Annotated in this window: 15 protein-coding genes; 12 read left to right on the plus strand and 3 right to left on the minus strand. The window is 48.7% G+C overall.

Annotation, left to right across the window (positions count from 1 at the left end; translation table 11 throughout):
* Nucleotides 1-52: 52 nt before the first annotated feature.
* Entirely contained in the window at nt 53-2,515 is a 2,463-nt protein-coding gene (locus ACOJUO_RS02080; RefSeq protein WP_422138773.1) for a glycogen/starch/alpha-glucan phosphorylase, read from the minus strand.
* A gap of 305 nt (nt 2,516-2,820) precedes the next feature.
* Here ACOJUO_RS02080 and ACOJUO_RS02085 point away from each other — a divergent pair, with 305 nt between their 5' ends.
* The gene (locus tag ACOJUO_RS02085) at nt 2,821-3,720 is read left to right on the plus strand and encodes an ROK family protein (protein WP_422135094.1); all 900 of its coding nucleotides are present in this window, start codon (nt 2,821-2,823) and stop codon (nt 3,718-3,720) included.
* A gap of 120 nt (nt 3,721-3,840) precedes the next feature.
* On the plus strand, nt 3,841-6,969 hold the full coding sequence (locus ACOJUO_RS02090) for a hypothetical protein (RefSeq protein ID WP_422138774.1): 3,129 nt from the start codon (nt 3,841-3,843) through the stop codon (nt 6,967-6,969).
* A gap of 55 nt (nt 6,970-7,024) precedes the next feature.
* Here ACOJUO_RS02090 and ACOJUO_RS02095 read toward each other — a convergent pair whose 3' ends face one another.
* Complete coding sequence (locus ACOJUO_RS02095; RefSeq protein ID WP_422138775.1) at nt 7,025-7,336, minus strand: hypothetical protein; 312 nt, start codon at nt 7,334-7,336, stop codon at nt 7,025-7,027.
* Between the two features lie 77 nt (nt 7,337-7,413).
* Between ACOJUO_RS02095 and ACOJUO_RS02100 the strand changes: the two genes are divergently transcribed.
* Nucleotides 7,414-10,503 (plus strand): hypothetical protein, encoded by a 3,090-nt coding sequence (locus tag ACOJUO_RS02100; RefSeq protein ID WP_422138776.1) that lies wholly within the window; start codon nt 7,414-7,416, stop codon nt 10,501-10,503.
* Between the two features lie 77 nt (nt 10,504-10,580).
* On the opposite strand, the gene ACOJUO_RS02105 is transcribed toward ACOJUO_RS02100, so the two are convergent.
* Nucleotides 10,581-10,808 carry a hypothetical protein gene (locus ACOJUO_RS02105; RefSeq protein ID WP_422138777.1) on the minus strand — a complete coding sequence of 76 codons (228 nt, stop codon included), beginning with the start codon at nt 10,806-10,808 and terminating at the stop codon, nt 10,581-10,583.
* Nucleotides 10,809-10,885: 77 nt separating this feature from the next.
* On the opposite strand from ACOJUO_RS02105, the gene ACOJUO_RS02110 reads away from it, so the two are divergent.
* The 9 genes from ACOJUO_RS02110 to ACOJUO_RS02150 all read left to right on the plus strand — a co-directional run bounded on the left by ACOJUO_RS02110 (nt 10,886) and on the right by ACOJUO_RS02150 (nt 26,177).
* The gene (locus ACOJUO_RS02110; RefSeq protein ID WP_422138778.1) at nt 10,886-13,942 is read left to right on the plus strand and encodes a hypothetical protein; all 3,057 of its coding nucleotides are present in this window, start codon (nt 10,886-10,888) and stop codon (nt 13,940-13,942) included.
* A gap of 423 nt (nt 13,943-14,365) precedes the next feature.
* The gene (locus ACOJUO_RS02115) at nt 14,366-14,914 is read left to right on the plus strand and encodes a hypothetical protein (protein ID WP_422138779.1); all 549 of its coding nucleotides are present in this window, start codon (nt 14,366-14,368) and stop codon (nt 14,912-14,914) included.
* The gene (locus tag ACOJUO_RS02120; RefSeq protein WP_422135103.1) at nt 14,911-15,132 is read left to right on the plus strand and encodes a hypothetical protein; all 222 of its coding nucleotides are present in this window, start codon (nt 14,911-14,913) and stop codon (nt 15,130-15,132) included. The genes ACOJUO_RS02115 and ACOJUO_RS02120 overlap by 4 nt, the downstream gene beginning before the upstream one ends.
* A 238-nt stretch (nt 15,133-15,370) precedes the next feature.
* Nucleotides 15,371-18,514, plus strand: a complete 3,144-nt coding sequence (locus ACOJUO_RS02125) for a hypothetical protein (RefSeq protein WP_422135104.1) — start codon at nt 15,371-15,373, stop codon at nt 18,512-18,514.
* 125 nt (nt 18,515-18,639) lie between these two features.
* Nucleotides 18,640-21,738 carry a hypothetical protein gene (locus ACOJUO_RS02130; protein ID WP_422138780.1) on the plus strand — a complete coding sequence of 1,033 codons (3,099 nt, stop codon included), beginning with the start codon at nt 18,640-18,642 and terminating at the stop codon, nt 21,736-21,738.
* Between the two features lie 166 nt (nt 21,739-21,904).
* A complete protein-coding gene (locus ACOJUO_RS02135) occupies nt 21,905-22,126 on the plus strand; it encodes a type II toxin-antitoxin system CcdA family antitoxin (RefSeq protein WP_422135106.1) in 222 nt (73 codons plus the stop codon).
* The gene (locus tag ACOJUO_RS02140; RefSeq protein ID WP_422135107.1) at nt 22,127-22,438 is read left to right on the plus strand and encodes a CcdB family protein; all 312 of its coding nucleotides are present in this window, start codon (nt 22,127-22,129) and stop codon (nt 22,436-22,438) included.
* 168 nt (nt 22,439-22,606) lie between these two features.
* Nucleotides 22,607-23,017 (plus strand): hypothetical protein, encoded by a 411-nt coding sequence (locus ACOJUO_RS02145; RefSeq protein WP_422138781.1) that lies wholly within the window; start codon nt 22,607-22,609, stop codon nt 23,015-23,017.
* An 85-nt stretch (nt 23,018-23,102) separates the two neighbouring features.
* Nucleotides 23,103-26,177 (plus strand): hypothetical protein, encoded by a 3,075-nt coding sequence (locus tag ACOJUO_RS02150; RefSeq protein ID WP_422138782.1) that lies wholly within the window; start codon nt 23,103-23,105, stop codon nt 26,175-26,177.
* Nucleotides 26,178-26,293 lie beyond the last annotated feature (116 nt).

The raw sequence follows: 26,293 nt of genomic DNA on the forward strand, positions 1-26,293 counted from the left end.
AGCGAATCACTATAAGAAGTGGCTCATTCAGGAGTGACTCGCTGCTTTCAGCTCAGGCCATATTCCAGATGATCTTGCTGTAATCCTGAATAGACCGGTCGGATGAAAACTTGCCCATTGAGGCCGAGTTGATGATGGCCTTTCTCCACCAGAGTTCCGGCTTTTTCCAGGTTTCAACAATGCGATCATGGGCATCACTGTAGGCCTGATAATCCGCCAGTGTCAGGAAGTAGTCTCCCTTGTTCAGCAGGGCTTCAACCAGAGGCCGGAAGGCATCCGGCTCTTCGGGAGAAAGATCTCCGGAATCCAGCCAGTCAATGACACTGCGCAGCTCTTCACAACGGTTGTAGACATCCCGGGGGTTATAGCCACGGTGACGAAGCTCTGACACCTGTTCAACCGTCAGACCAAAAATAAAGATATTATCGTCGCCTACCTCTTCGGCAATCTCGACGTTGGCGCCATCAAGAGTACCCACGGTCAAGGCACCGTTGAGAGCAAACTTCATGTTGCCCGTACCGGACGCTTCAAATCCGGCCGTAGAGATCTGCTCGGAAACATCCGCAGCAGGGATAATTTTTTCCGCCAGACTGACTCGATAATTAGGCAGGAAAGCCACCTTCAGCTTATCTTTGATACGACGATCATTATTCACTCGTTCAGCCACCCGGTTGATGGCATGAACAATGGTTTTGGCCACTTTGTAGCCAGGCGCTGCCTTGGCACCAAAAATAAAGACCCGCCGGGGTACATCCAGATCCGGGTTATCCAGAAGTCGACGATACAGCGCCATGATGTGAAGCAGGTTCATTTGCTGACGCTTGTATTCGTGGAGACGTTTGATCTGGACGTCAAAAATGGCATCAGGGCTTACATCAACATCACAGAGTTCCCTGATAACTGCTGCCAGATGCTTTTTATTGTCATGTTTGATAGCCGCAAAGCGTTTCTGGAATGCCGGATCATCGGCATGAGCCTTCAAAGCATCAAGTTTGTAAAGGTCTTTTCGCCAGTCGCTTCCAACAGTCTCGTCGATCAGGACTGCCAATGCCGGATTGCAATAGTCCAGCCAGCGCCTTGGAGTAACACCATTGGTCACATTGACAATTTTATCAGGCCACATTTTATGAAATTCGGGGAACAGTTTTTCCTGAACCAGTCTTGAGTGCAGGGCAGCCACTCCGTTGACTTTGTGGCTACCAACAACCGACAGGAATGCCATACGAACCATCTGATCATCCCCCGGACGATCCGGCTCTTCGATAATGGACAGGCGACGTTTCATAGCGTCATCGCCCGGCCAGACTGCCTCTACTTCAGAATGCAGAAAGTGGTAGTTAATCATATGAATGATCTGCATATGGCGGGGCAGTACTCTGATAATCAAACTCTGAGGCCACTTTTCCAGCGCTTCTGGCAACAAAGTGTGGTTAGTGTAGGTAAACACCTCACGAGTGATTTCCAGCGCCCTGTTAAATGCAAAACCTTCCTCATCCATGAGGAAGCGCATGAATTCAGCCACAGCGATGGCAGGATGGGTATCGTTCAGCTGAATGGCGACCTTGTCGGCAATAGGTTCCAGGCTTTCACTGTTTTCACGCTTGTAACGTTGGATCAGATCAGCCAGTGAACAGGCGACGAAGAAGTACTGCTGAATGAAGCGCAGCTCTTTTCCCGCAGGATGATTATCGTTGGGATAGAGCACCTGACTGATGTTTTCGGCGCTGATTTCCTGTGAACGGGAATCCTCATAGCGGCCAGCATCAAAGCTGTTCAGATCAAAACCCTGAGCGGCACGACTTTCCCAAAGACGCAGAGTGTTAACAGTCTCTGTGCCATAACCGGTGACAGGCACATCCCAGGGCATACCTAAAATTTCCTGAGTATCTTCCCAGACCGCTTTACCAGCATGTTCTCTCACGGTGCCATAGAGTTTGACGCGCTGCTTGCGCTTGGCTCTCTCAATACCCCATGGGAAACTCTCCTCACGCCAGGCGTCAGGCGTTTCCACCTGTTTGCCTCCGGCAAAGCTCTGACGAAAGAGACCAAATCGATAGTTAATGCCGTAACCCATGGCAGGCATATCAAGGGTGGTCATGGAATCCAGAAAGCAGGCAGCCAGTCTTCCCAGACCGCCATTGCCCAGTGACGGATCAGACTCATACTCAAGAATATCAACCAGAGATATTCCCAGGCTGGCCATGGCTTGTTCTGTCTGCCTGAAGATTCCCAGATTGTGAAGATTGTTACCCAAAAGGCGGCCAATCAGGAATTCCAGCGACAGGTAATAAATGCGCCGGGCTTTGCCTTCACGCTCTCTCTTGCGTGTTGCGCGGATACGTTGCAGACCCATCTCACGAACCACCAGGCTCAGGGCTTCCCAATACTCTGCGGGCCCGGACTCTTCAGACTCAACACCCAGTGATTGTTGAAGATGTTCGACCACCCGCCGGGCAATCTCTTCACTGCCCAAAACGGGCATTGCATCATTTTGCCCAGCCTTGTTTGCACTCATGTTTTTCCACCTGCACTATCAACCATGAAAAACTTTTGGCCATGAGAGGCATTCAATCGTTGCCTACAATCAGGGCTGTTTACTTAACCAAACGTGATGGCATGACCTGTGGATAATTATAATTCTGATTTCAGGTCATTTCGGTTTAGTTGTCATTAATTCCTGCTCAGTCGGACGATGAAAAGACATTACGCCCTGTGTACGATTTCAACATTTATACGACAAAGATTTTTTAATAATGATACCTTCAGTTATTCGTTTAAACTCAGATGCCAAGCCAACCGATCCATAAACGAGGTAATTCTGTGCGATTTGGCATTGATGTGGGTGGCACCAAAACAGAGATTGTGGTGCTTTCCGATAGCGGGGAAATGATTCATCGGGAGCGACAAGCTACCCCAAATAATTACCCTGACTTTCTCGATAGCATTCAGGTATTAATCCGCGTCACTGAAAGACAGTATGGACCTGCCAGCCATATCGGTCTCTGCCTGCCGGGCGCTGTCAGTCCTGATACAGGTCGCATGAAAAATGCCAACACCCTCTACCTGATCGATCAGACTGTTGCGGAAGACCTTGAGCAGCGATTGGGTAGAGCCGTGAAGCTGGCCAACGATGCCGACTCCTTTGCCCTGTCAGAAGCAACCGATGGGGCGGCAGCGGGCGCCAGAAGCTGTTTTGGCGTCATTATCGGGACAGGCTGTGGTGGCGGACTGGTGTATAACGGCCAGCTTGTTCAGGGACCCAACGCCATTGCCGGAGAGTGGGGCCACAATCCTCTGCCCTATTACCATAACCACACCGACGGTCCGGACCAGAACTGCTACTGCGGCCGCAAGAACTGTATTGAAACCTTTGTATCCGGCACAGGAATGGCCAAACGTTTCCGTGAAGCCCATGGCTTCAGCGCCCGTGAAATTCCTGATGCAAAATCAGTGATGGCAAGAGTTCAAAATGCTGATCAACCGGCTATTGAGCATTTCAATCATTATGTGGATGCATTGGCCCGTGCGCTTGCCGGCGTCATCAACATTTTTGATCCGGAGGTCATTGTCCTCGGTGGCGGCATGTCGAATATCGAGGCACTGTATACCGAACTTCCGGGAGCTGTCGCAAAGTATGTTTTCTCCGATCAGCTGAATACCCGGATCGCACCCGCCAAACACGGTGATTCATCGGGTGTCAGGGGCGCTGCCTGGCTTTAAATTAAATAATTGACATCCTCAGACAGTGGGAACGGAACTTTATTACCAGCTAGTGACTCTAAGACTCAGGACTCACCTACAGGGAAGTGGGTAAATAATAACTTTTAAAGGGCTATAACCATGAATGTAACTCAGGGAGTGAGAAGCTGTTCGCACCTAAGCTATCAACATCAACCCGATTTTGACACCCAGTCAGAATCAGATTTTGAATCAGATTTTGACACCCAGTCAGCAACAGCCTCTGGCCAGTGGAAAGTCTGCAAGTCAACCAGCAAGCTGCTGCCCAGTCCTGCCAGGGAGTCTGAGCGACAAGAGCTACTGCTGGCCGCTGAGAGCGGACGTCTGGGACTTCGGCGAATTGATATATTTAAAGAAGAAGAATACCTTTCTGGCAAGAGAGCACCAAGGCCCTGCACCCTCGCCCTGCCGGGGGCAATGATGCCCACCCAGCGCGTGTCAGAAAATCATGGCGAATGGATGGTTGGCATTGTTGATCCACAATGCCTGTATGTCTATAAACGTAACGCATGGACCAGCAGGCTGCTGGAGCCTGGCTTTACTCCGGAAGGACTGCAGGTAAAACTACTGCCTGATCTACAATCTGCCCTTGATAGACGTTTTGAGCGTGGCGAACAAGTCATCTGGAGAGTTTATCCCCGTTTCACCTCGGGACATCTGCAAGCAGATGGAACGTTCACTTTGCCAAAATTCAAACCGGGCCAATGTACCCGCTCAAAGGATTTCCCGGAACTGGTGCTCACCCACTACAGAAGAGAAGACATCAAATGCTTCTGTGTTTATAACGATGCACAGAAAAATATTTCCGATATCCTCCGGGACAAGCGCGAGTGTGAAGAGGAATTGGAGCTTGACCCCTTGCCTCTGGTTGTTTATTGCCACCGCACAGGTTCTGTTCAGGTCTATTTTGAAGATGAGCTGGACAATATGCTCCTGGCCGAGAATGAGCGCTCACTGAAAGATTTTGCGATCTTTCACAAGTTATTCCCAGACACTTTCAGAGCCCTGTTGAATCTGCTGCCAATGTCTTTGCGGGCAAAGACACTGGGTTCGAAATTAACCTTTTCACCTGGTCTTAAGGACAAATTGGAACAGGCCATCGAATTACTGACTGATCCCTGTTCATACAGTTATGAGAAGCTTCTGGAACTAAAACAAAGTGGCTTACCCATTCACAAGCATTTTATTTATGGAGGCGAGTATGTATCTTTGCTTGATCTGTTGCTGCTTACCGAAATGGGCAGAAACGGTGAGCCAGAGCATGAGCAAACCCGGGAACATGAAAAAGAAGCCTGTCGCTTACTGCAACTGCTTCTGCAAAGTGGAGCAAGGCTGGAGAGCGCCATCCCCTACATTAAAAGCATGAAAGATTGCACATCTCAGGTAATACCAGCGAGTGCAATGAATTATATCGTGGCTGCCTTTGACCCATTTGATTTTCTGACCCTGAAACATCTCGAGAGAATACCTTTAATCGGTTGCCCAGGGAACGTCGTTGAATTTAACCGAATTTGTCAGGGGCTCAGTCAAGAACAAATACAGCAACGTATGATAAAGGTATTGGATGTGAGTTTTGAACCTCCACCCCTCGACATGATCAAATCCCACTTGCTGGCCCTCTTTCATTACGGCGCTTGCCTGGACGAAGTGAATCTGGATTCTCTTGTAGTATTTCTGGACTATTATTGCCATCGCACTAAGAAGATTGCTGATAATTTTACTGTGGCTGATTTTATCCCGTGGGTTAAAAAACTCTGGGACGAAAGGAACACCTATCCTTTATTCCTGAATTGGCCAGAACATCTGGAGCAGGCTGAGAAGGAGATCAAGGATCTGAAAAAATCTCTCAGCCTGAACGACTCTGGCCCATCCGGGCCATTGGCAGACGAACCACCATCGGCATTAAAGTTTATTGAGGATGCGTTCAGCACAGCGCCGGTCTTGCCTGATCTTGTCGGCGATAATGAAAAAACCATCCTGAAGGTATTGCAGCATTACTACCGCCGTCCGGGACCGGAACGGGTGATCAGGAGCCTTCGCAAACCAACCTTGCCAACCCTGTGGAAACCACTGCACAGTTGCAGCCATGTCCTGCGGGCCAGGAATAATGGGCACTGGTATATGGAATTGCTGGAGAAATTTCAGCAATGCTCCTTGCGCAAGGACGAAAAAGAACTCCTGTCGCTGGCGATTATCTACCATGATGCGGCTGCCGAAGATGTCGACAAATCAGCTGAAGAAACACGTTCAGCTGAATATTTCAAACGGGACCTGACCGGATACTACCCTGAAGCGCTGCTGGCTGATATGGCCGAGGCAATGATCAGCAAGGAAAACGATGTTCAGGGTAAAGACGAGCAGAACCTGTCTGTGTCAGTGCGTTGGTATCTGCGCATATTACGCTTTGCGGATCGCACCGACGTTATCCGTGGTTGCGGGGTTGGGGCTGATTTTCCCGGATTAACGATGACTCCAACCCGGGGTTTTAACGCTGGACTTCTTGACTTACCAACGCAGCTGACTGAAGAGTTTACCTCCGAGCCTGACAACAAGAGTGAATTCCAACGTCATCTGGAAGCCGCCATGCATGGTGCGGCTGATCTGGCGCGGGTAACCGGGCGACTTAACGATCAGCGCAACAAAGATTACACCACAGTCTACGGTCTGATTGGCAATGGCTCAAAAATCTCTGAAAAATTCGAATGGACCACTGAGCCAGTAAAGAGAATGAACCAGTTTATTGACGACAATGTCCGCCGCAAAATAGCCCGGGAGGCCGGAATCATTGTCTGTTCAGATGCTGACCACCGGGCCTGCAAGGCTGATCAGGACAAAGGGATTACTTATGGTATCCATAACAGCTGGTATGACCTGAGGCAGGTAGAGCTTCCGGCCGGCATGACGCTGCTGGAAAAAATGCAATACGAACATGATCCGTCACTGCTGAGCCCGGCAACTCAGCAAGCATTGGAACAAGAGGTGCAGCGGCTCAGAAGGGAAGGGATACGGATGAATCCGGGCACCATGAGGCGGGAAACACTGCTTTCGCCGAAGGCCCAGTCAGTGCTGGAAGACCGGGGTATTACCGTGGTCAGCGATAAGCGTCCCTACTTCAACAACGAGGGCAAGCCGGAAGAATGGGAAATGCTGGTGCCGAAGAAGATGCCAAAGCCTGATGCCCGGAGCAAACCAGCAGGGGATGCCGATAGCACAAATGGTATAAGAACCTGATGGAACTTTTCGCCAGCCAGTGACTCCAAATATCGTAAGCACCCCGTATGGGAGGCTACCGCAAAACTCCAACAGCTCGTTCCCATGCTCTGAGGTCGTCATTCCCGCGAAGGCGGGAATCCAGCGCCAACGGTGAATCTCTGCCTTCTCGGGGATGACAAGGCCAGGGGGGCAGCAGGCAGTATGGTTCCGGTGGTGATTCAGTTTGGATTCCCGCCTTCGCGGGAATGACGAGAATGAAGCCGGGAATGACGAGAATGAAGCCGGGAATGACGAGAATGAAGCCGGGAATGACGAGAATGAAGCCGGGAATGACGAGAATGAAGCCGGGAATGACGAGAATGAAGCCGGAAATGACAGGAGTCAACTCGTTCCCACGCTGGAGAGAGTTTTACGACACCCTCATGAAAATGGCTAAGTAATTTATTTTACAGGAGTATTACCATGGATGTTGCTCAGGGAACAGGGATCTTTGCAAGCCTGTATCCTCCCCCGCAATCAAAATCTGACACCCAGTCGGTAACGGCCTCTGGCCAATGGACAGTCTGCGAATCCACCAGCAGGCTGCTGCCCGGTCCTTCCAGGGAGTCTGAGCGACAACAGCTACTGCTGGCCGCTGAGAGTGGACGCCTGGCGTTTCGGCGAATTAATTTGTTTGAAGAAGCACAATATTTTTCAGGCAAGAGAACACCAAGACCTTTCACCCTCGCCCTGCCAGGGAGAATGATGCCCACCCAGCCTGTGCCAGAAGGTTATGGCAAATGGATGGTAGGCATTGTTGATCCACAATGCCTGTATGTCTACAAACGTAATGCAGGGACCAGATCGCTGATGATGAAAGTGCCTGGCGTCACTCCGGAAAAAATGCTGGCAAAAATGCTGCCTGATCTGCAATCACTGCTCGATAAACGTTTCGAGCGTGGCAATCAAGTCTTCTGGAAAATTTATCCTCCTTATTTCACTTCGGGACATCTGCTGCCAGACGGGACGTTCAGTTTGCCAAAATTGAAATCTGGCCCTTATAACACCCATGATGATTTCCCGGAGCTGCTGCTCACTCACTACAGCAAAGAAGACATCAAATGCTTTTGTGTTTACAACGATGCCCAGAAAAATATTTACAATATCCTATGTGACAAGCGTCGGTGTGAAGAGGAATTGAAGCTTGGACCCTTGCCTCTGGTGGTTTATTGCCACCGCACAGGTTCTGTACAGGTCTATTTTGGTGATGAGCTGGAGAGTTCACGGCTGTACATGAATGAGCTTTCTCTTAATGATTTTGCCTTCTCGCAGGGCATATCTCCGAAACATTTCAGGGCCATGTTGAATCTGCTGCCAATGTCTTTACGGGCAAAGGCATTGAGTTCGACATTAACCATCACACCAGATGTCAGACAAAAATTGCAACAGGCCATCGAGTTGGTAACAGATCCTCGTCGCTACAGCTATGAGAAGCTTCTGGAATTAAAACAGGCTGGATTGCCCATTCACCAGTGTTTTATTTATAACGGATCTTCTGATAATTCGTTGCTTGAAATGTTGCTGCATTCGGAAATGAAAAGGCAAGATGTGCCAGAACATGAGCAAACCCGGAAACAGGAAGAAGAAGCTTTACGGTTACTTCAGCTGCTTCTGCAGAGCGGAGCGAGGCTGAAGAAGTATACTTTTTATATTGACGTCATGGCAGCTTTCCTGGGACCAGCAATGCCAGCAAGAATATTCAATTGCCTGGTGGCTGCCTCTACTCCACTTGAGTTCCTGACCGTGCAACATCTCAAGCGTTTACCCTTGACCGATTGCCCGGGAAGCGTCGTTGAATTTGACCGTATCTGCCGAAGAAACAAACTGAACCTGCGGGAATCCCTGAAAGCAGTATTGCGTTATTTGATCACCTTACCGACTAAAAACCTCGAACATATTCAGTCCAACCTACTGGCCCTGTTTCATTACGAGGTTTCAGTGGATGAAAACATTCTGCGTAGTCTTAAATGCGACCTGAAGATCTTTTACGACGAAGGTCAGAAAGTTATTGATGATTTTTTTCTGGATGATTATATCGAATGGGTTGAAAAACTATGGGAACAACGGGAAACATATCCTTTCTACCAGAATTGGCCAAAGCATGTCCGACAGGCTCAGCAGGACATCGATAATCTGAAACAATCTCTCGGTCTGGACGATTCTCACAACCTGGCAACATTGGCAGCCGAAACACCAACGGCATTAAAGTTTGTGGTGGAGGCGTTCAGCAGACCGCCAGTCCTGCCTGACAATGTCGGCGATAATGAAAAAACCATCCTGAAGGTATTGCAGCATTATTACCGCCGTCCAGGACCGGAACGGGTGATCCAGAGCCTTGCCATGCAAAACATGCCAACCGTATGGAAACCTCAGCACAGCTGCAGTCATGTGCTGCGGGCCAGAAATAATGGTCACTGGTATATGGAATTGCTGGAGAAATTTCAGCAGTGTTCCCTGAAAGAACAAGAAAAAGAACTTCTGCCGCTGGCGATTATCTACCATGATGCGGCTGCCGAAGATGTCGACAAATCAGTGGAAGAAATACGTTCAGCTAACTATTTCAAACGGGACCTGGCCGGACGCTTCCCTGAGCAGCTTCTGGATGATATGGAAGAGGCAATGGTGAGCAAGGAAAATGATGTCAAGGGTAAAGACGAGCAAAACCTTTCTGTGTCAGTGCGTTGGTATCTGCGCATCTTACGCTTTGCGGATCGAATGGACGTTATCCGTGGTTGCGGGGTTGGGGCTGATTTTCCCGGATTAACGGTGACTCGAATCTGGGGTTTTGATGCCAGACGTCTTGACTTACCATTGCAGCTGACCAGGGAGTTTAGCTCCGAGCCTGACAACAAGAGTGAATTCCAACGCCATCTGGAAGCCGCCATGCACGGTGCGGCTGATCTGGCGCGGGTAACCGGGCAACTTCAGGATTGGCGCAAAAAAAACTACACCCAAGTCTACGGTCTGAGCAACAATGGCTCAAAGATCTCTGAAAACTTTGAATGGACCACTGAGCCAGTGCAGAGAATGAACCAGTTTATTGACGACAATGTCCGCCGCAAAATAGCCCGGGAGGCCGGAATCATTGTCTGTTCAGATCCTGACCACAAAGCCTGCAAGGCTGATCAGAACAAAGGGATTACTTATGGTATCCATAACAGCGGGTATGACCTGGGGCAGGTAAAGCTTCCAGCCGGAATGACGCTGCTGGAAAAGATGCAATACGAACATGACCCGTCACTGCTGAGCCTGACAACACGACAGGCATTGGAAAAAGAAGTAGAGCGTCTGAGGAGCGAAGGTATACGGATGAATCCGGGCACCTTAAAGCAGAAAACACTGGCTTCGGAGGAAGCCCGAAAAGTGCTGAAGGATCGGGGTATTGCCGTGATCGGCGAGAAGCGTCCCTACTTTTTTACCAACAAAGGCGACCTTAGAGAACCGGAAATGCTGGTGCCAAAGAAGATGCCAAAGCCTGATGCCCGGAGCAAACCAGCAGGGGTGGGCCGATAGCACGAATGGTATAAGAACCTGATGGAACTTTTCGCCAACCGGTGACTCTAACAAAAGGGAGACCCCCGTATGGGAGGCTACCGCAAAACTCCAACAGCTCGTTCCCATGCTCTGAAGTCGTCATTCCCGCGAAGGCGGGAATCCAGCGCCAACGGTGAATCTCTGCCTTCTCGGGGATGACAAGGCCAGGGGGGCAGCAGGCAGTATGGTTCCGGTGGTAATTCAGTTTGGATTCCCGCCTTCGCGGGAATGACGAGAATGAAGCCGGGAATGACGAGAATGAAGCCGGGAATGACAGGAGTCAACTCGTTCCCACGCTGGAGAGAGTTTTACGACACCATCATGGAAATGGTTAAGTAATTTATTTTACAGGAGTATTACCATGGATGTTGCCCAGGGAACAGGGACCTTTGCAAGCCTGTATCCTCCCCCGCAATCAAAGTCTGACACCCAGTCGGTAACGGCCTCTGGCCAATGGACAGTCTGCGAATCCACCAGCAGGCTGCTGCCCGATCCTTCCGGGGAGTCTGAGCGACATAAGCTACTGCTGGCCGCTGAAAGTGGACGCCTGGCGTTTCGGCGAATTAAATTGACTGAAGAAGACAATTACTTTTCAGTTCAGGGGGCACCAAGACCCTTCACCCTCGCCCTGCCGGGGGAAATGATGCCCAATGAGGCCATGCCAGAAGGGTTCGGTCAATATATGGTAGGCATTGTTGATCCAGAATGCCTGTATGTCTATAAACGTGATGCAGAGACCAGATACCTCCAGTACGGCAAATCTCCGGAACAACTGTTAATAAAACTACTACCTCACCTGCAATCATTGCTCGATGTACGTCTTGAGCGTTGCAATCAGATCATTTGGAAAATTTACCCTCATCGTTTCACCTCAGGCCATCTGCAAGCGGATGGGACATTCAGTTTACCAAAATTGAAACTCGACGATGGCACCCGCTTATTTGACTTCCCGGAACTGTTGCTCAACAAATACAGTAAAAAAGACATCAAATGCTTTTGCGTATACAAGGATGCACAGATAAATATTTCCGACATCCTGAAGGACAAGCACCAGTGTGAAAAGGTATTGAAGATCGGACCTTTGCCTCTGGTTGTTTATTGCCACCGCACAGGTTCTGTACAGGTCTATTTTGCTGATGAGCTGGACAGTCCATATCTGACCAGGAATGAGCGATCTCTGGATGATTTAGCGTTTTCACAGGGCTTGGCTCCAGATCATTTCAGAGACATCTTGAATCTGCTGCCAATGTCTTTGCGGGCAAAGGCACTGAGTTCGGAATCAACCGTCTCAGTTGATCCGGATGTCATACACAAACAACAACAGGCCATCGAGCTGGTAAGTGATCCCTTTGTTTACAGTTATGAGAAGCTTCTGGAGTTAAAACAAAGTGGCTTGCCAATTCACCAGTGTTTTTTTCATAAAGGAAAAGTTCAATCTTTACTTGGCATGCTGCTGGATTCCGAAGTGTTCAGAAACGACCAGCCAGAACACGAGCAGACCCTGAAACAGGAGGACGAAGCCCGGCGCTTATGTCAGTTGCTTCTGCGCAGCGGTGCGAGGCTGGAGGAGTATTTTTATCGCATTAAGAACATGGATGGTCCCCGCGTACCTGTAATCCCGGCTGGAATATTCGATTGTTTTGTGGCTACCTCTGCTCCATTTGAGTTCCTGACTCTGGAACATCTCAAGTGGTACCCTTTGACCGGCTGTCCGGGAAGCATCGTTGAATTTGACCGTACCTGTCGCGGTCTCAGTAAACGGCAGCAGCAGGATTGCCTGAGAAGGGTATTAAAATATGTGGTAACTCTCTGGAATATAACCCTCAAACATATTCAGCTCAGCTTATTGGCCCTGTTTCATTACCAGATTTCCGTGGACAAAAACGTTCTGGATAGTCTTGAATCCTATCTCGATAGGTATTGCGAAGAAGATGAAAATATCATTGATGATTTTTCCGTGGCTGATTATGTCAAATGGGTCAAAAAACTATGGGAGCAACGGGAAACATATCCTTTCTACCAGAATTGGCCAAAGCATGTCCGGCAGGCTCAGCAGGACATCAAAGATCTGAGACAATCTCTTGGTCTGGACGATTCTCACAATCTGGCAACACCATTGGCAACCGAAACACCAGCAGCATTAAAGTTTGTGGTGGACGCCTTCAGCACAGCGCCAGTCCTGCCCGATAATGTCGGCGATAATGAAAAAACCATCCTGAAGGTATTACAACATTATTACCGCCGTCCGGGACCAGAACGGGTGATCCAGTGCCTTGGCATGCAAACCATACCAACCGTGTGGAAACCACTGCACAGTTGCAGTCATGTCCTGCGGGCCAGAAATAATGGGCTCTGGTATATGGAATTGCTGGAGAAATTTCAGCAGTGCTCCTTGCGCCCGGACGAAAAAGAACTCCTGTCGCTGGCGATTATCTACCATGATGCGGCTGCCGAAGATGTCGACAAATCAGTGGAAGAATCAAGCTCAGCTGATTATTTCAAACGGGACCTGGCCGGACACTACCCTGAAAAGCTGCTGGCTGATATGGCAAAGGCGATAGTCAGCAAAGAAAACGATGTTAAGGGTAAAGAGGAGCAGAACCTGCCTGACGCTGTGCGCTGGTATCTGCGAATATTGCGTTTTGCAGATCGAATGGATGTTATCCGTGGTTGCGGGGTTGGTGCTGATTTTCCCAGATTAACGGTGACTCGACCTCTGGGTTTTGACGCTACACGTCTTGACTTACCATCACATCTAACCAGTGAGTTTAGCTCCTGGTCTTGCAACAAGAGTAAATTCCAACGACATCTGGAAGCCGCCATGCATGGTGCGGCTGATCTGGCGCGGATAACCGGGCAACTTCTGGATCAGCGCAAAAAAAACTACACCCAAGTCTACGGTCTGGACGACAATGGCGCAAAGATCTCTGAAAACTTTGAATGGACAACTGAGCCAGTGCGGAGAATGGACCAGTTTATTGACGACAATGTCCGGCGCAAAATCGCTCAGGCGGCCGGGATTATTGTCTGTTCAGACCCCAACCACCAAGCCTGCAAGGCGGATCAGAACAAAGGGATCACTTATGGTATTCATAACAGCTGGTATGATCTGGGGCAGGTAAAGCTTCCGGCCGGAATGACGCTGCTGGAAAAGATGCAGTACGAACATGACCCTTCGCTGCTCAGCCAGACAACACAACAGGCCATGGCACAAGAGGTGCAGCGACTGAAGAGCGAAGGTATACGGATGAACCCGGGCACCTTGACCCAGGAAACGCTGTATTCGGAGGAAGCCCAAAAAGTGCTGAGGGAGCGGGGTATTGTTGTGGTCAGCGAGAAGCGTCCTTACTTTAACAACGATGGCTTCCGGAGAAAACGGAAAATGCTGGTGCCAAAAAAGATAGCCAAGCTTGATTGAGAACACGCCAGCAGGTTGGCATGAACAATCCTTTGATCTCGCTATGAAGTCCATGACCAGGCAATAGGACCTTGCCGGAACTTTTTCCCAGATAATCACTCTAACTATTGAGGCCATTCGCAATGAGCCTGTCCGGTTGATTTAATAAACAGGAGTTCAACTTGAATAGTGTTGGCAGCAAAGCCGGTATACGCCGCTCATTCCGGTTAAGTGAAGATGAATCTAACAATAGGGAGAAAAAAAAGGAAATACCAAAAAAGTATGGAAGACATCAAAAACAGACAAAAGTTTCTGAAAGAATAATCTCATCGAGTTCCGAAACTGATAGTCTTTCGTCAACAAAAACTCGTTACGGATCTGATAGCAGTCATTGGTCAGCGTCTCACTCTGAGACTGAAAGCTCTTCGTCATCAAAAACTCGTTATGGATCTGATCGCAGTTATTGCTCAGAGTCTGACTCTGAGGCTGATAGCCCTCCGTCAAAAAAAACTCGTTACGGATCTAAACACACTCACTGGTCAGAGTCGGATTCTGAGGCTGAAAGCCATTCGTCTGGAAAAACTCCTTACGGATCTGATCACAGTCATTGCTCAGAGTCGGACTCTGAGGCTGATAGCCATTCGTCAAGAAAAACTCTTTATGGATCCGATCACAGTCATTACTCAGAGTCTTACTCTTCTGAGGCTGATAGTCGTTCATCAAGAGAAACTCGTCCCGGATCCGATCACAGTCATTACTCAGAGTCTTACTCTTCTGAGGCTGATAGTCGTTCATCAAGAGAAACTCGTCCCGGATCCGATCACAGTCATTACTCAGAGTCTTACTCTTCTGAGACTGATAGTCGTTCATCAAGAGAAACTCGTCCCGAATCCCATCACAGTTATTACTCAGAGTCTTACTCGGACACTGAATCTGATAGCCGTTCGTCAAGGTCAGATAACTCATACAAAACTTATGAATCTGTTGAAATGAGTGACAGAGCTCAGTTACTTGAGAGGTACAATCGTCTATTAATTGACCCCAACTTATCCGATTTTAAAATACAAGGAATACCAAGCAGAGATGAGTTCAGGAAAAAATATAAAAAGCTGTTATTAAGAATACACCCAGACAAAGCAGGGAAGGATAACGAGGAATTATTTAAAACAATTTTTCCTATTTGTGAAGAAATTATGAAAAAATTAAAATAACCTGATACCAAACAATTACTTCAGAAAAGCAAAAGAAGAAGAAACAAGGACAACCATAAATTTGATTGACCATCCACCCGGAAACCCAGTCAAGAGCAACAACAACAATTCATTAAAGAGGTACTATGTGAATTCATACTCTCCCCCCTCGATCATGGAACTTTTTTCCAGCCAGTCACTCTAAAAGCGCAGAAATCACCTTTACGAAAGTGGTAAATATTAATTTTGGAGATTTCCAATGAATGTTACTCACGAAACGAGAACCTCTGCAAACCTTTACCCTCCCACGCAATCAAAGTCTGACACCCAGTCGGTAACGACCTCTGGCCAATGGACAGTCTGCGAATCCACCAGCAGGCTGCTGCCCGCTCCTTCCAGGGAGTCTGAGCGACAAGACCTACTGCGAGCCGCAGAGACTGGACGCCTGGCGTTTCGGCGAATCAGATTGAATATAGAAAACGATTACTTCTCGGGTCAGAGGGCACCAAGGCCCTTCACAATCGCCCTGCCGGGGGGAATGATGCCCACTAGGCCCATGCCAAAAGCAGATTTTGGTAAATGGATGGTAGGCATTGTTGATCCACAATGCCTGTATGTCTATAAATATGATGCATCTACTGGACGTGTGCTGATAGAGCCCGGCGTCACTCCGGAAACACTGCGTGCAAAACTATTGCCTGATCTGCAATCATCGCTCAATAGACGTCTTGAGCATGGCAATCAGGTCATCTGGAGAGTTTATCCTCATCGTTTTACCTCAGGACATCTGCAAGAGGATGGAACGTTCAGTTTACCAAAATTGAAATCCGACAATGACACCCCTTTACTCGACTACCCGGAACTGGTGCTCACCCAATATGACAAAAAAGACATCAAATGCTTCTGTGCATACAAAGATGCACAGATAAATATTGCCGAGATCCTGGGGGACAAGCGTCAGTGTGAAAAGGTATTGAAGATTAAATCCCCCCTGCCTCTGGTTATATATTGCTATCGCACAGGTTCTGTTGAGGTTTATTTTGATGATGAGCTGAACAATAAACACCTGGCCAGGAATGAAGATTCTCTGGATTATTTTGCGATTTCACAGGGCATAGCCCCGGAAAATTTCAGAGCCATGTTGAATCTTCTGCCAATGTCTTTGCGGACAGAGGCACTGAGTTCGGAATTAACCGTCTCTGCAGATGCCAGGCAAAAGTTACAACAGGCCATCAAACTGGTCAGTAATCCTCGTTTTTACAGTTACGAGGAGCTTCTGAAATTAAAACAGAGTGGCTTGGCAATTCACCAGCCTTTTTTTCAGGAAGGAGATTTTGAATCTTTGCTTGAAATGCTCCTGACTCAGGAAATGATCAGAAACGAAAACACTGTTCTGGAAATGATCAGAAACGAAAACTCTGCTCAGGAGCAATCTCAGCAACAGGAAGAAACAGCCTACCGAATGTTTCGGCTGATTTTGCAAAGTGGGGCAAGTTTGCCGAAAAAGTGGTGCCTGTATTTCATTTACCGAATGGACAGCTTTCTCTCTTACATAATGCCACCGGGCATAATGAATTGTATGCTGGTTGCCTTTAGACCCATTCAATTCCTGACTCTGCTCCATCTCAGGAAGATCGCTTTGTCCACCTGTCCGGGAGCCCTTGTTGAATTTGACCGCATTTGCCAGGGGCTTAGTCAACAGCAACGGCAGGACGCTCTGGAACAGATATTGCGGCAACATTTGAACGATTGTTACCGTCCCACTCTCGACACCGTCGAGTCTCAGTTGCTAGCCCTGTTTTCCTTCGGAGCTTCCCTGAACAAAAACTTTCTGAAATCTTTTCAATCCTATTTGCGTAAGGAATATCCTGAAGGTAAGAAAGTTATTGCTGATTTTTCTGCGGATGATTACATCACATGGCTTAAAAAACTGTGGGATCAACGAGCAACACATTCTTTGTACCAGAATTGGCCGGAGCATGTCCGGCAGGCTGAACGGGACATCAGGGACCTGCAACAATCTCTCGATCAGGTCGATTCAGGCCCATCGGCAACAGCATTGTCAGCTCAGGCACCGGCGGCATTAAAGTTTGTGGTGGACGCCTTCAGCAAGCCGCCGGTCCTGCCAGATACTGTCGGCGATAATGAAAAAACCATTCTGAAGGTATTGCTGCATTATTACCGCCGTCCGGGACCGGAACGGGTGGTCCGGAGCCTTGGCAGACAGACCATGCCAGCAGTGTGGAAACCCCTGCACAGTTGCAGTCATGTCCTGCGAGCCAGGAATAATGGGCACTGGTATATGGAATTGCTGAAGAAATTTCAGCAGTGTTCTCTGGGCAAAGAAGAAAAAGAACTCCTGTCTCTGGCGATTATCTACCATGACGCTGCTGCCGAAGATGTTGACAAATCAGTGGAAGAAACAAAGTCAGCCGAGTACTTCAAACGGGACCTGACCGGGCACTACCCCAAACAGCTGCTGGAGAATATAGTGCTGGCAATGGTCAGCAAGGAAAACGATGTCGAGGGTAAGGATGAACAGAACCTGCCTGACTCTGTGCGCTGGTATCTGCGCATATTACGCTTTGCAGATCGAATGGACTTTATCCGTTGCCGTGGGATTGGGGCTGATTTTCCCGGATTAACGGTGACTCGAACCCTGGGTTTTGACGCTACACGTCTTGACCTGCCAGCGCAGCTGACTCGAGATTTTACCGCCGAGCCTGACAACAAGACTGAATTCCAGCGTCATCTCGAAGCCGCCATGCACGGTGCGGCTGATCTGGCGCGAGTAACCGGGCAGCTTCAAGATCGGCGCAAAAAAAGCTACACCCGGGTCTACGGTCTGAATAGCGATGGTTCAAAGATCTCTGAAAACTTTGAATGGACAACTGAACCAGTGCAGAGAATGAATCAGTTTATTGACGACAATGTCCGCCGCAAAATGGCTCAGCAGGCCGGCATTATTGTCTGCTCAGACCCCAGCCACAAAGCCTGCAAGGCGGATCAGAAAAAAGGGATCACTCGTGGTATTCATAACAGCTGGTATGATCTCAGGCAGGTGACGATTCCTGCCGGAATGACGCTGCTGGAAAAGATGCAGTACGAACATGACCCGTCACTGCTGAGCCCGGCAACACAAAAAGCATTAGCGAAAGAGGTGCAACGGCTGAGGAGCGAAGGTATTCGGATGAATCCTGGCACCTTGACGCAAACCACGCTGGCTTCGGAGGAAGCCCGAAAGGTGCTGGAACAGCGAGGTATTGCAGTGGTCAGCGAGAAGCGTCCCTACTTTACCAACCAAGGTTTCCCGAAAGAACGGGAAATGCTGGTGCCTGAGAAGATAGCAAAGCTTGATGCCCAGCAAAATGCGCCAGAAGGGTGGACGTGCTCAGTCCTTTGATCTCGCTATGAAGTCAAAGTGGAACTTTTTGCCAGCCAGTTGGAACTTTTTGCCAGCCAGTGACTCCAAAAAAAGGTAGCCCCACAGGAAAGCAGGTAAGTAATAAGTTTTACAGGAGTATTACCATGAATGTTGCCCAGGGAACGGGAACCACTGCAAACCTTTACCCTCCCACACAATCAAAGTCTGACACCCAGTCGGTAACGGCCTCTGGCCAATGGACAGTCTGCGAATCGACCAGAAGGCTGCTACCCGCTCCTTCCAGGGAGTCTGAGCGACAAGAGCTACTGCGGGCCGCAGAGACTGGACGCCTGGCGCTCCGGCGAATTGATTTGTATGAAGAAAAAGAATACTTTTCGGGTAAGGGGGCACCAAGGCCTTTCACTCTCGCCCTGCCGGGGGGAATGATGCCCACCAGGCCCATGCAAAAAACGGATTTTGGTGAATCGATGGTAGGCATTGTTGATCCAAAATGCCTGTATGCCTATAAATATGATGCAGCTACTTCACGTTTGCTGATAGATTCAAGCGCCACTCCGGAAACGCTGCGAGCAAAACTACTGCCTGATCTGCAATCATCACTTCTTAGACGTCTTGAGCATGGCCATCAAGTCCTCTGGAGAGCTTATCCTCATCGTTTCACCTCGGGACATCTGCAAGAGGATGGAACGTTCAGTTTACCAAAATTGAAAATCGGCAATGTCACCCCTTTACTCGACTACCCGGAACTGGTGCTCACCCAATATGGCAAAGAAGACATAAAATGCTTCTGTGCATACAACGAAGCACAGACAAGTATTGCCGAGATTCTGCGTGACAAGCGTCTGTGTGAAAAGGAATTGGAACTTGACCCCCTGCCTCTGGTTGTTTACTGCTGCCGCACAGGCTCTGTTCAGGTCTATTTTGATGATGAGCTGGATAATAAACACCTGGCCAGGAATGAGGATTTTCTGGATTATTTTGCGATTTCACAGGGCATAGCGCCGGAAAATTTCAGAGACATGTTGAATCTGCTGCCAATGTCTTTGCGGACAAAGGCACTGAGTCTGGAATTAACCGTCTCACCAGATGCCGAGCACAAATTGCAACAGGCGATCACGCTGGTGCAAAATCCTCGTTGTTATAGTTACGAGGGGCTTCTGAAATTAAAACAGGGTGGCTTACCCATTCACCAGCCTTTTTTTCATAAAGGACGTTTTCAATCTTTGCTTGAAATGCTCCTGACTCAGGAAATGTTCAGAAACGAAAAGACTGATCAGGAGCAAACTCAGAAACAGGAGGAAACAGCCTATCGAATGTTTCGGCTGATTTTGCAAAGTGGGGCAAGTCTGCCGAAAAAGTGGTGCTTGAGCTTCATTTACCGGATGGACGACTCTCTCTCTTTTACAATGCCACCGGGCATAATGAATTGTATGCTGGTTGCCTTCAGACCATTTCAATTCCTGACTCTGCTTCATCTCAGGAGGGTACCCTTGACCGCCTGTCCGGGAGCCGTTATTGAATTTGACCGCATTTGCCAGGGGCTTAGCCAACCGCAACGGCAGGACACTCTGGAACAGTTATTACGGCAATATCTGAATGATCGTATTCTCCCTTCTCTCGACACCATCCAGTCTCTCTTGCTGGCCCTGTTTCACTTCGGAGCTTCTCTGGACAAAAACGTTCTGAAATCTTTTGAATCCTATGTGCAGAAGGAATATCCCAAAGGTAATAGAGTCATTGCGGGTATTTCTCAGGATGATTATATCAACTGGCTTGAAAAACTATGGGATCAGCGAGAAACACATACTTTGTACCAGAATTGGCCAGAGCATGTTCAACAGGCTCATCGGGACATAGAGAATCTGAAACAATCACTCAGTCTGGGCGATTCTGGTACATCGACAACACCCATGGCGGCCACGGCACCAGCGGCATTACAGTTTGTGGTAGAAGCCTTCAGCAAGCCGCCGGTCCTGCCAGATAATGTCGGCGACAATGAAAAAACCATCCTGAAGGTATTGCAGCATTATTACCGCCGACCGGGACCGGAGCGGGTGATCCAGAATCTGGGCAGACAGACCATGCCAGCAGTGTGGAAACCAATGCACAGTTGCAGTCATGTCCTGCGGGCCAGAAATAATGGGCACTGGTATATGGAATTGCTGAAGAAATTTCAGCAGTGTTCCCTGAGCAAAGAAGAAAAAGAACTCCTGTCTCTAGCAATTATCTACCATGATGCAGCTGCCGAAGATGTTGACAAATCAGCGGAAGAAACAAGGTCAGCCGAGTACTTCAAACGGGATCTGACCGGGCATTACCCTGAACAACTGCTGGCTGATATGGCAATGGCGATGATCAGCAAAGAAAACGATGTCAATGGTAAAGATGAACAGAACCTGCCTGACCCTGTGCGCTGGTATCTGCGCATATTGCGCTTTGCGGATCGAATGGACGTTATCCGTTGTTTTGGGGTTGCGCCCTATTTTCCCGGTTTAACAGTGACTCGACCTCCGGGTTTTGACGCTACACGTCTTGACTTACCAGCACAGCTGACTAAAGAGTTCAGCTCCGAGCCTGGCAACAAGAGTGAATTCCAACGTCATCTGGAAGCTGCCATGCACGGTGCGGCTGATCTGGCGCGGGTAACCGGGCATCTTCAGGATTATCGCAGAAAAAACTACACCAAAGTCTATGGCCTGAACGACAGTGGCTCCAATATCTCTGAAAACTTTGAATGGACAACCGAGCCTTTGCAGAGAATGAACCAGTTTATTGACGACAATGTCCGACGCAAAATGGCACAGGAAGCTGGCATTATTGTCTGTTCAGATCCCAGCCACAAAGCCTGCAAAGCTAATCAGAAAAAAGGGATCATTCGTGGTATTCACAACAGCTGGCATGATCTGGGACAGGTTGAGATTCCAGCCGGAATGACGCTACTGGAAAAGATGCAGTACGAACATGACCCGTCGCTGCTGAGTCCGGCAACACAACAGGCGTTGAAGAAAGAGATACAGCGGCTCAAGAGCGAAGGGATACGAATGAATCTGGGCACCTTGACTCAAAAAACACTGGCTTCCGAGAAAGCCCGAAAAGTGCTGAAAAAGCGTGGTATTACCGTGGTCAGCGAGAAGCGTCCCTACTTCAGCAACGAGGGTTTCCCGAGAGAACCGGAAATACTGGTGCCAAAGCTTAATGCTCAGCAGAATGCGCCAGCGGGGCGTGCATGTGCAATCCTTTGATCCCTCTATTGAAATTCATCTTCGGGCGGTGGCCCCCTGGTGAAACTTTTTACCAGACAGTTACTCCAATGAGCAAGCTGTCTGCTGAAGCGGTTGGGAAGTATGGGAAACAGTTCTGATATGCACCTGTTATACTAACCAAAACACTGAATAAGTAGGTATTAGCATGAGCAAAAGTAAAACCACAGTGACCATTGATGACGAGGTGTTAGAGAAGGCTCGTGAGTTGAACATTAATATTTCTTCTGCCGCCGAACAAGGCGTTAAGGCTGAAGTCAGAAGTTTGGAGGAAGAGCGTTTGAAGAAACTTTACAAGGAAGCCATGGAAGAAATTGAACAAGTCATTAAAGAAGATGGTTTGTTCAGTGATGGCATGAGGACATTCTAAATGACACAGTTCGATGTGTGTTTGAACACCGCCGATAATGCAGACAAGTATCCTTATGTTGTAGTGCTTCAGTCGAGTTTAATTCAGTTCGACGACCAATCGATTGTTGCTCCTCTAAGCCGCAGTCACCGTTACAAAAAAGCATTGCAGGTATGCCCCCAAACTGTTGTGGACGATGAAGAATGGATGCTGGTTATTCCGCAGCTGGCATCTATTCCCAATCACTTCATCGGCAAAAAAGTGGCCAGTATGCAGGAGCAGCGTAGTGATATTATTTCTGCCATAGACCGCCTGTTCACAGGCATCGGCTAACACTGACAGCAAAAACTGGGGATAGAAATAATCTATACCCATAAGCACCATGTATAAGGCTGACAGGATCAGCAGCAGCCCGCTGAGTGTTTTCATATCTGTCCGGCCCCCCCCTCTCAATGTCTGCTATGCTGACTGCTGCTTCAACAAATGATAATGGTACGCAGTATGTCACTGGAACTTCGTGTAGAGAGACTTGAATCCCATTTTGAATCGCTGGATAACGCTGTACACCGGCTCATCGAGATTACTGGGGAAACACAGAAGATTGTGCTCGAAAACCAGCGAGAGACCCGGCTCATGTTTGAGCGGCAAGACCGCAAGATCGAGGCTTACCAGTCTGAGAACCGCAAACGTTTTGATCAGCACGACAAACGTTTTGACCAGCATGACAAACGTTTTGACCAGCTCGACAAACGTCTTGACCAGCACGACGAACGTTTTGACCAGCTCGACAAACGTCTTGACCAGCACGACGAACGTTTTGACCAGCTCGACAAACGTCTTGACCAGCACGACGAACGTTTTGACAAAATAGAAAAAACTCTCGCCATCATCGTAAACCACGTTCAGAAATAACTACGCCACCCAACAACAAAATCCAGTGCATTGCCTTTTGACAACCACTGGTTTAAAGAGTGAATGGCAAGTTTGGAGTATTTCAATGAATGTTGCCCAGGGAACGGGTGTCTTTGCCAGCCAATGCACTCCTTCTCAAGCAAATTATGACACCCAGTCGGTAACTGCCTCCGGCCAGTGGACAGTCTGCGAATCAACCCGCAAGCGGCTACCCTGCCACCCCAGGGAATCAGAGCGACAAGAGCTACTGTGGGCCGCTGAGAGTGGGCTTCTGGCGTTCCGGCGAATTGAATTAACTAAAGAAGACAATTACTTTTCGGGTATAGGAGTACCAAGACCCTTTACCCTCGCCCTGCCTGAGGGGATCATGCCCACCGGGCCCGTACCACAAAGGTATGGTAAATGGATGGTAGGCATTGTTGATCCGCAATGCCTGTATCTCTATAAACGCAACGCATCCACGAGACGGCTTCTGGCGGAGTCTGACGTAACTCCGGATACTCTTAGAGTGAAATTACTGCCTGATCTGCAATCGTTGCTCGCTAGACTCGTTGAGCATGGTGATCAGGTCTTCTGGAGAACTTATCCTCACCGTTTCACCTCGGGGCATCTGCTAGCCGACGGGACGTTCAGTTTACCCAAATTGAAGCCTGACGATGTCGCCCACTCACTTGATTACCCGGAACTGGTGCTCAGCAGCTACGGCAAAGAAGACATCAAATGCTTCTGTGTTTACAAGGATGCAGGGATGAATATTGCTGATGTCCTGCAGGACAAGCGTCAGTGTGAAAAGGAATTAAAGCTTAAATCCTTGCCTCTGACTGTTTATTGCCATCACACAGGTTCTGTCGAGGTCTGTTTTGATGATGAGCTGGACAGTAAACAATTGGCCAGGAATGAGCAGTCTCTTAATGATTTTGCATTTTCACAGGGCATAGCCCCGGAACATTTCAGAGCCCTGTTAAATCTGCTGCCAATGTCTTTGCGGGCGGAGGCACTGAGTTCGGAATTAAGCGTCCCACCTAACCTGGTGCACAAAATGCAACAAGCCATCAAGCTGGTGAGTCATCCTCGTTCTTACAATTATGAGGGGCTTTTGAAATTAAAAGAAAGTGGCTTGCCAATTCACCTGGATTTTTTTTACGAAGGAAAGGTTCGATCTTTACTCGACATCTTGCTGGTTTCCGAAAGGTCCAGAAACGATGGGTCTGGTGAGGAGCAAACCGAACAGGAGAGAGAAGCTTGTCACTTACTTCAGCTGCTTCTGCAAAGCGGGGCAAGGCTGGGGACTGCTATTTCAAGCATTCACGCCATGGCGGATGACATGCAAACGGTCATACCAGCGAGCACAATGAATTATATGGTGGCTGCCTTTGCTCCATTTGATTGTCTGACCCTGAAACATCTGCGCAGAATATCTTTAATCCATTGCCCGGGCAGCGTCGTTGAATTTCACCGAATCTGTCGGGCTCAAACTCAAAAGCAACTTCAGAAATGCATGAAAGAGGTACTCTATGATGTCTGTTTACACTCTCGCCCCCTCGAAATTATCAGGACCCGCTTACTAGCCCTCTTTCATTATACTGACCTGGACTTGGAGACTCTGTATAGAGTTAAACGAACGCTGGACTGCTATTACCCCGACGGCAAGAAAGTTATTGATGATTTTTCCGTGGCGGATTATATCCAATGGGTTGAAAAACTATGGAAGCAAAGGGAAACGCATCCTTTCTACCAGAATTGGCCAAATCATGTCCGGCAGGCTGAGCAGGACATCGCGGACCTGAAACAATCTCTCGGTCTGAACGACTCTCAGAAGCTTGCGACACAATTGGCAGCCAAAAAACCAGAGGGATTAGCGTTTGTGGTGAACGCATTCAGCGCACCGCCAGTCCTGCCTGATGATGTCGGCGATAATGAAAAAACCATCCTGAAGGTATTGCAACATTATTATCGTCGGCCGGGACCGGAACGGGTAATCCAGAGCCTTGGCAGACAGACCATGCCAACGGTCTGGAAACCGAAGCACTGCTGCAGTCACGTCCTGCGGGCCAGAAATAACGGGCACTGGTATATGGAATTGCTGAAGAAATTTCAGCAGCGTTCCCTGAGTCCGGATGAAAAAGAACTCCTGTCTCTGGCAATTATCTACCACGATGCGGCTGCCGAGGATGTCCCAAAATCAGTGGAGGAATCAAGGTCAGCTTCTTATTTCAGACGGGATCTGGCCGGGCATTACCCTGAACAGCTACTGAATGATATAGCCATGGCGATGATCAAAAAGGAAAACGATGTCAATGGCAGCGATGATCAGAACCTGTCTGAGCCTGTGCGCTGGTACCTGCGCATATTACGCTTTGCGGATCGAATGGACGTTATCCGTGGTTGCGGGGTTGGGGCTGATTTTCCCGGATTAACGCTGACTCAACCTCTGGGTTTTGACGCTACACGTCTTGACTTACCACCACAGCTGACTGGAGATTTTACTTCCAAGCCTGACGACAAGCCTGAATTCCAACGTCATCTCGAAGCCGCCATGCACGGCGCGGCTGATCTGGTGCGAATAACCGGGCAACTTCCAGATCAGCGCAACAAAAACTACACCGAAATCTATGGTCTGAACGACAATGGCTCCAGGATCTCTGAAAACTTTGAATGGACAACTGAGCCAGTGCAGAGAATGAACCAGTTTATTGACGACAACGTTCGCCGCAAAATGGCTCGGGAGGCCGGAATTATTGTCTGTTCAGACCCAGGTCACCAGACCTGCAAGGCTGATCAAAACAAAGGGATCACTTATGGCCTTCATAACAGCTGGTATGATCTTGGGCAGGTGGCGATTCCAGCCGGAATGACGCTGCTGGAAAAAATGCAGTACGAACATGACCCGTCGCTGCTGAGCCCGGCAACACAACAGGCAATAGAGCGAGAGGTGCAACGGCTGAAGAGCGAAGGTATACGGATGAATACGGGCACCTTGACGCAGGAAACGCTGTTTTCGGAGGAAGCCCAGACAGTACTGAAACAGCGAGGTATTGTCGTGGTCAGCGAGAAGCGTCCCTACTTTACCAACGATGGCTTCCCGAAAGAACGGGAAATGCTGGTGCCAAAGAAAATAACCAAGCTTGATGCTCAGGACAAACCAGCAGGAAAAGACTGACAAAATCCTTTGATCTTGCCTTAAAAATTAGCTGAGATGGAACTTTACAGCAGCCAGTTACTCTAAGGACTTCAGAATCTCTGCAAACGAGAGCAGGTAAACAATAAGTTATACAG

The sequence above is a fragment of the Endozoicomonas sp. ALC020 genome, from assembly GCF_049275935.1.
In the GTDB taxonomy this organism is placed as follows: Bacteria; Pseudomonadota; Gammaproteobacteria; order Pseudomonadales; family Endozoicomonadaceae; genus Endozoicomonas_A.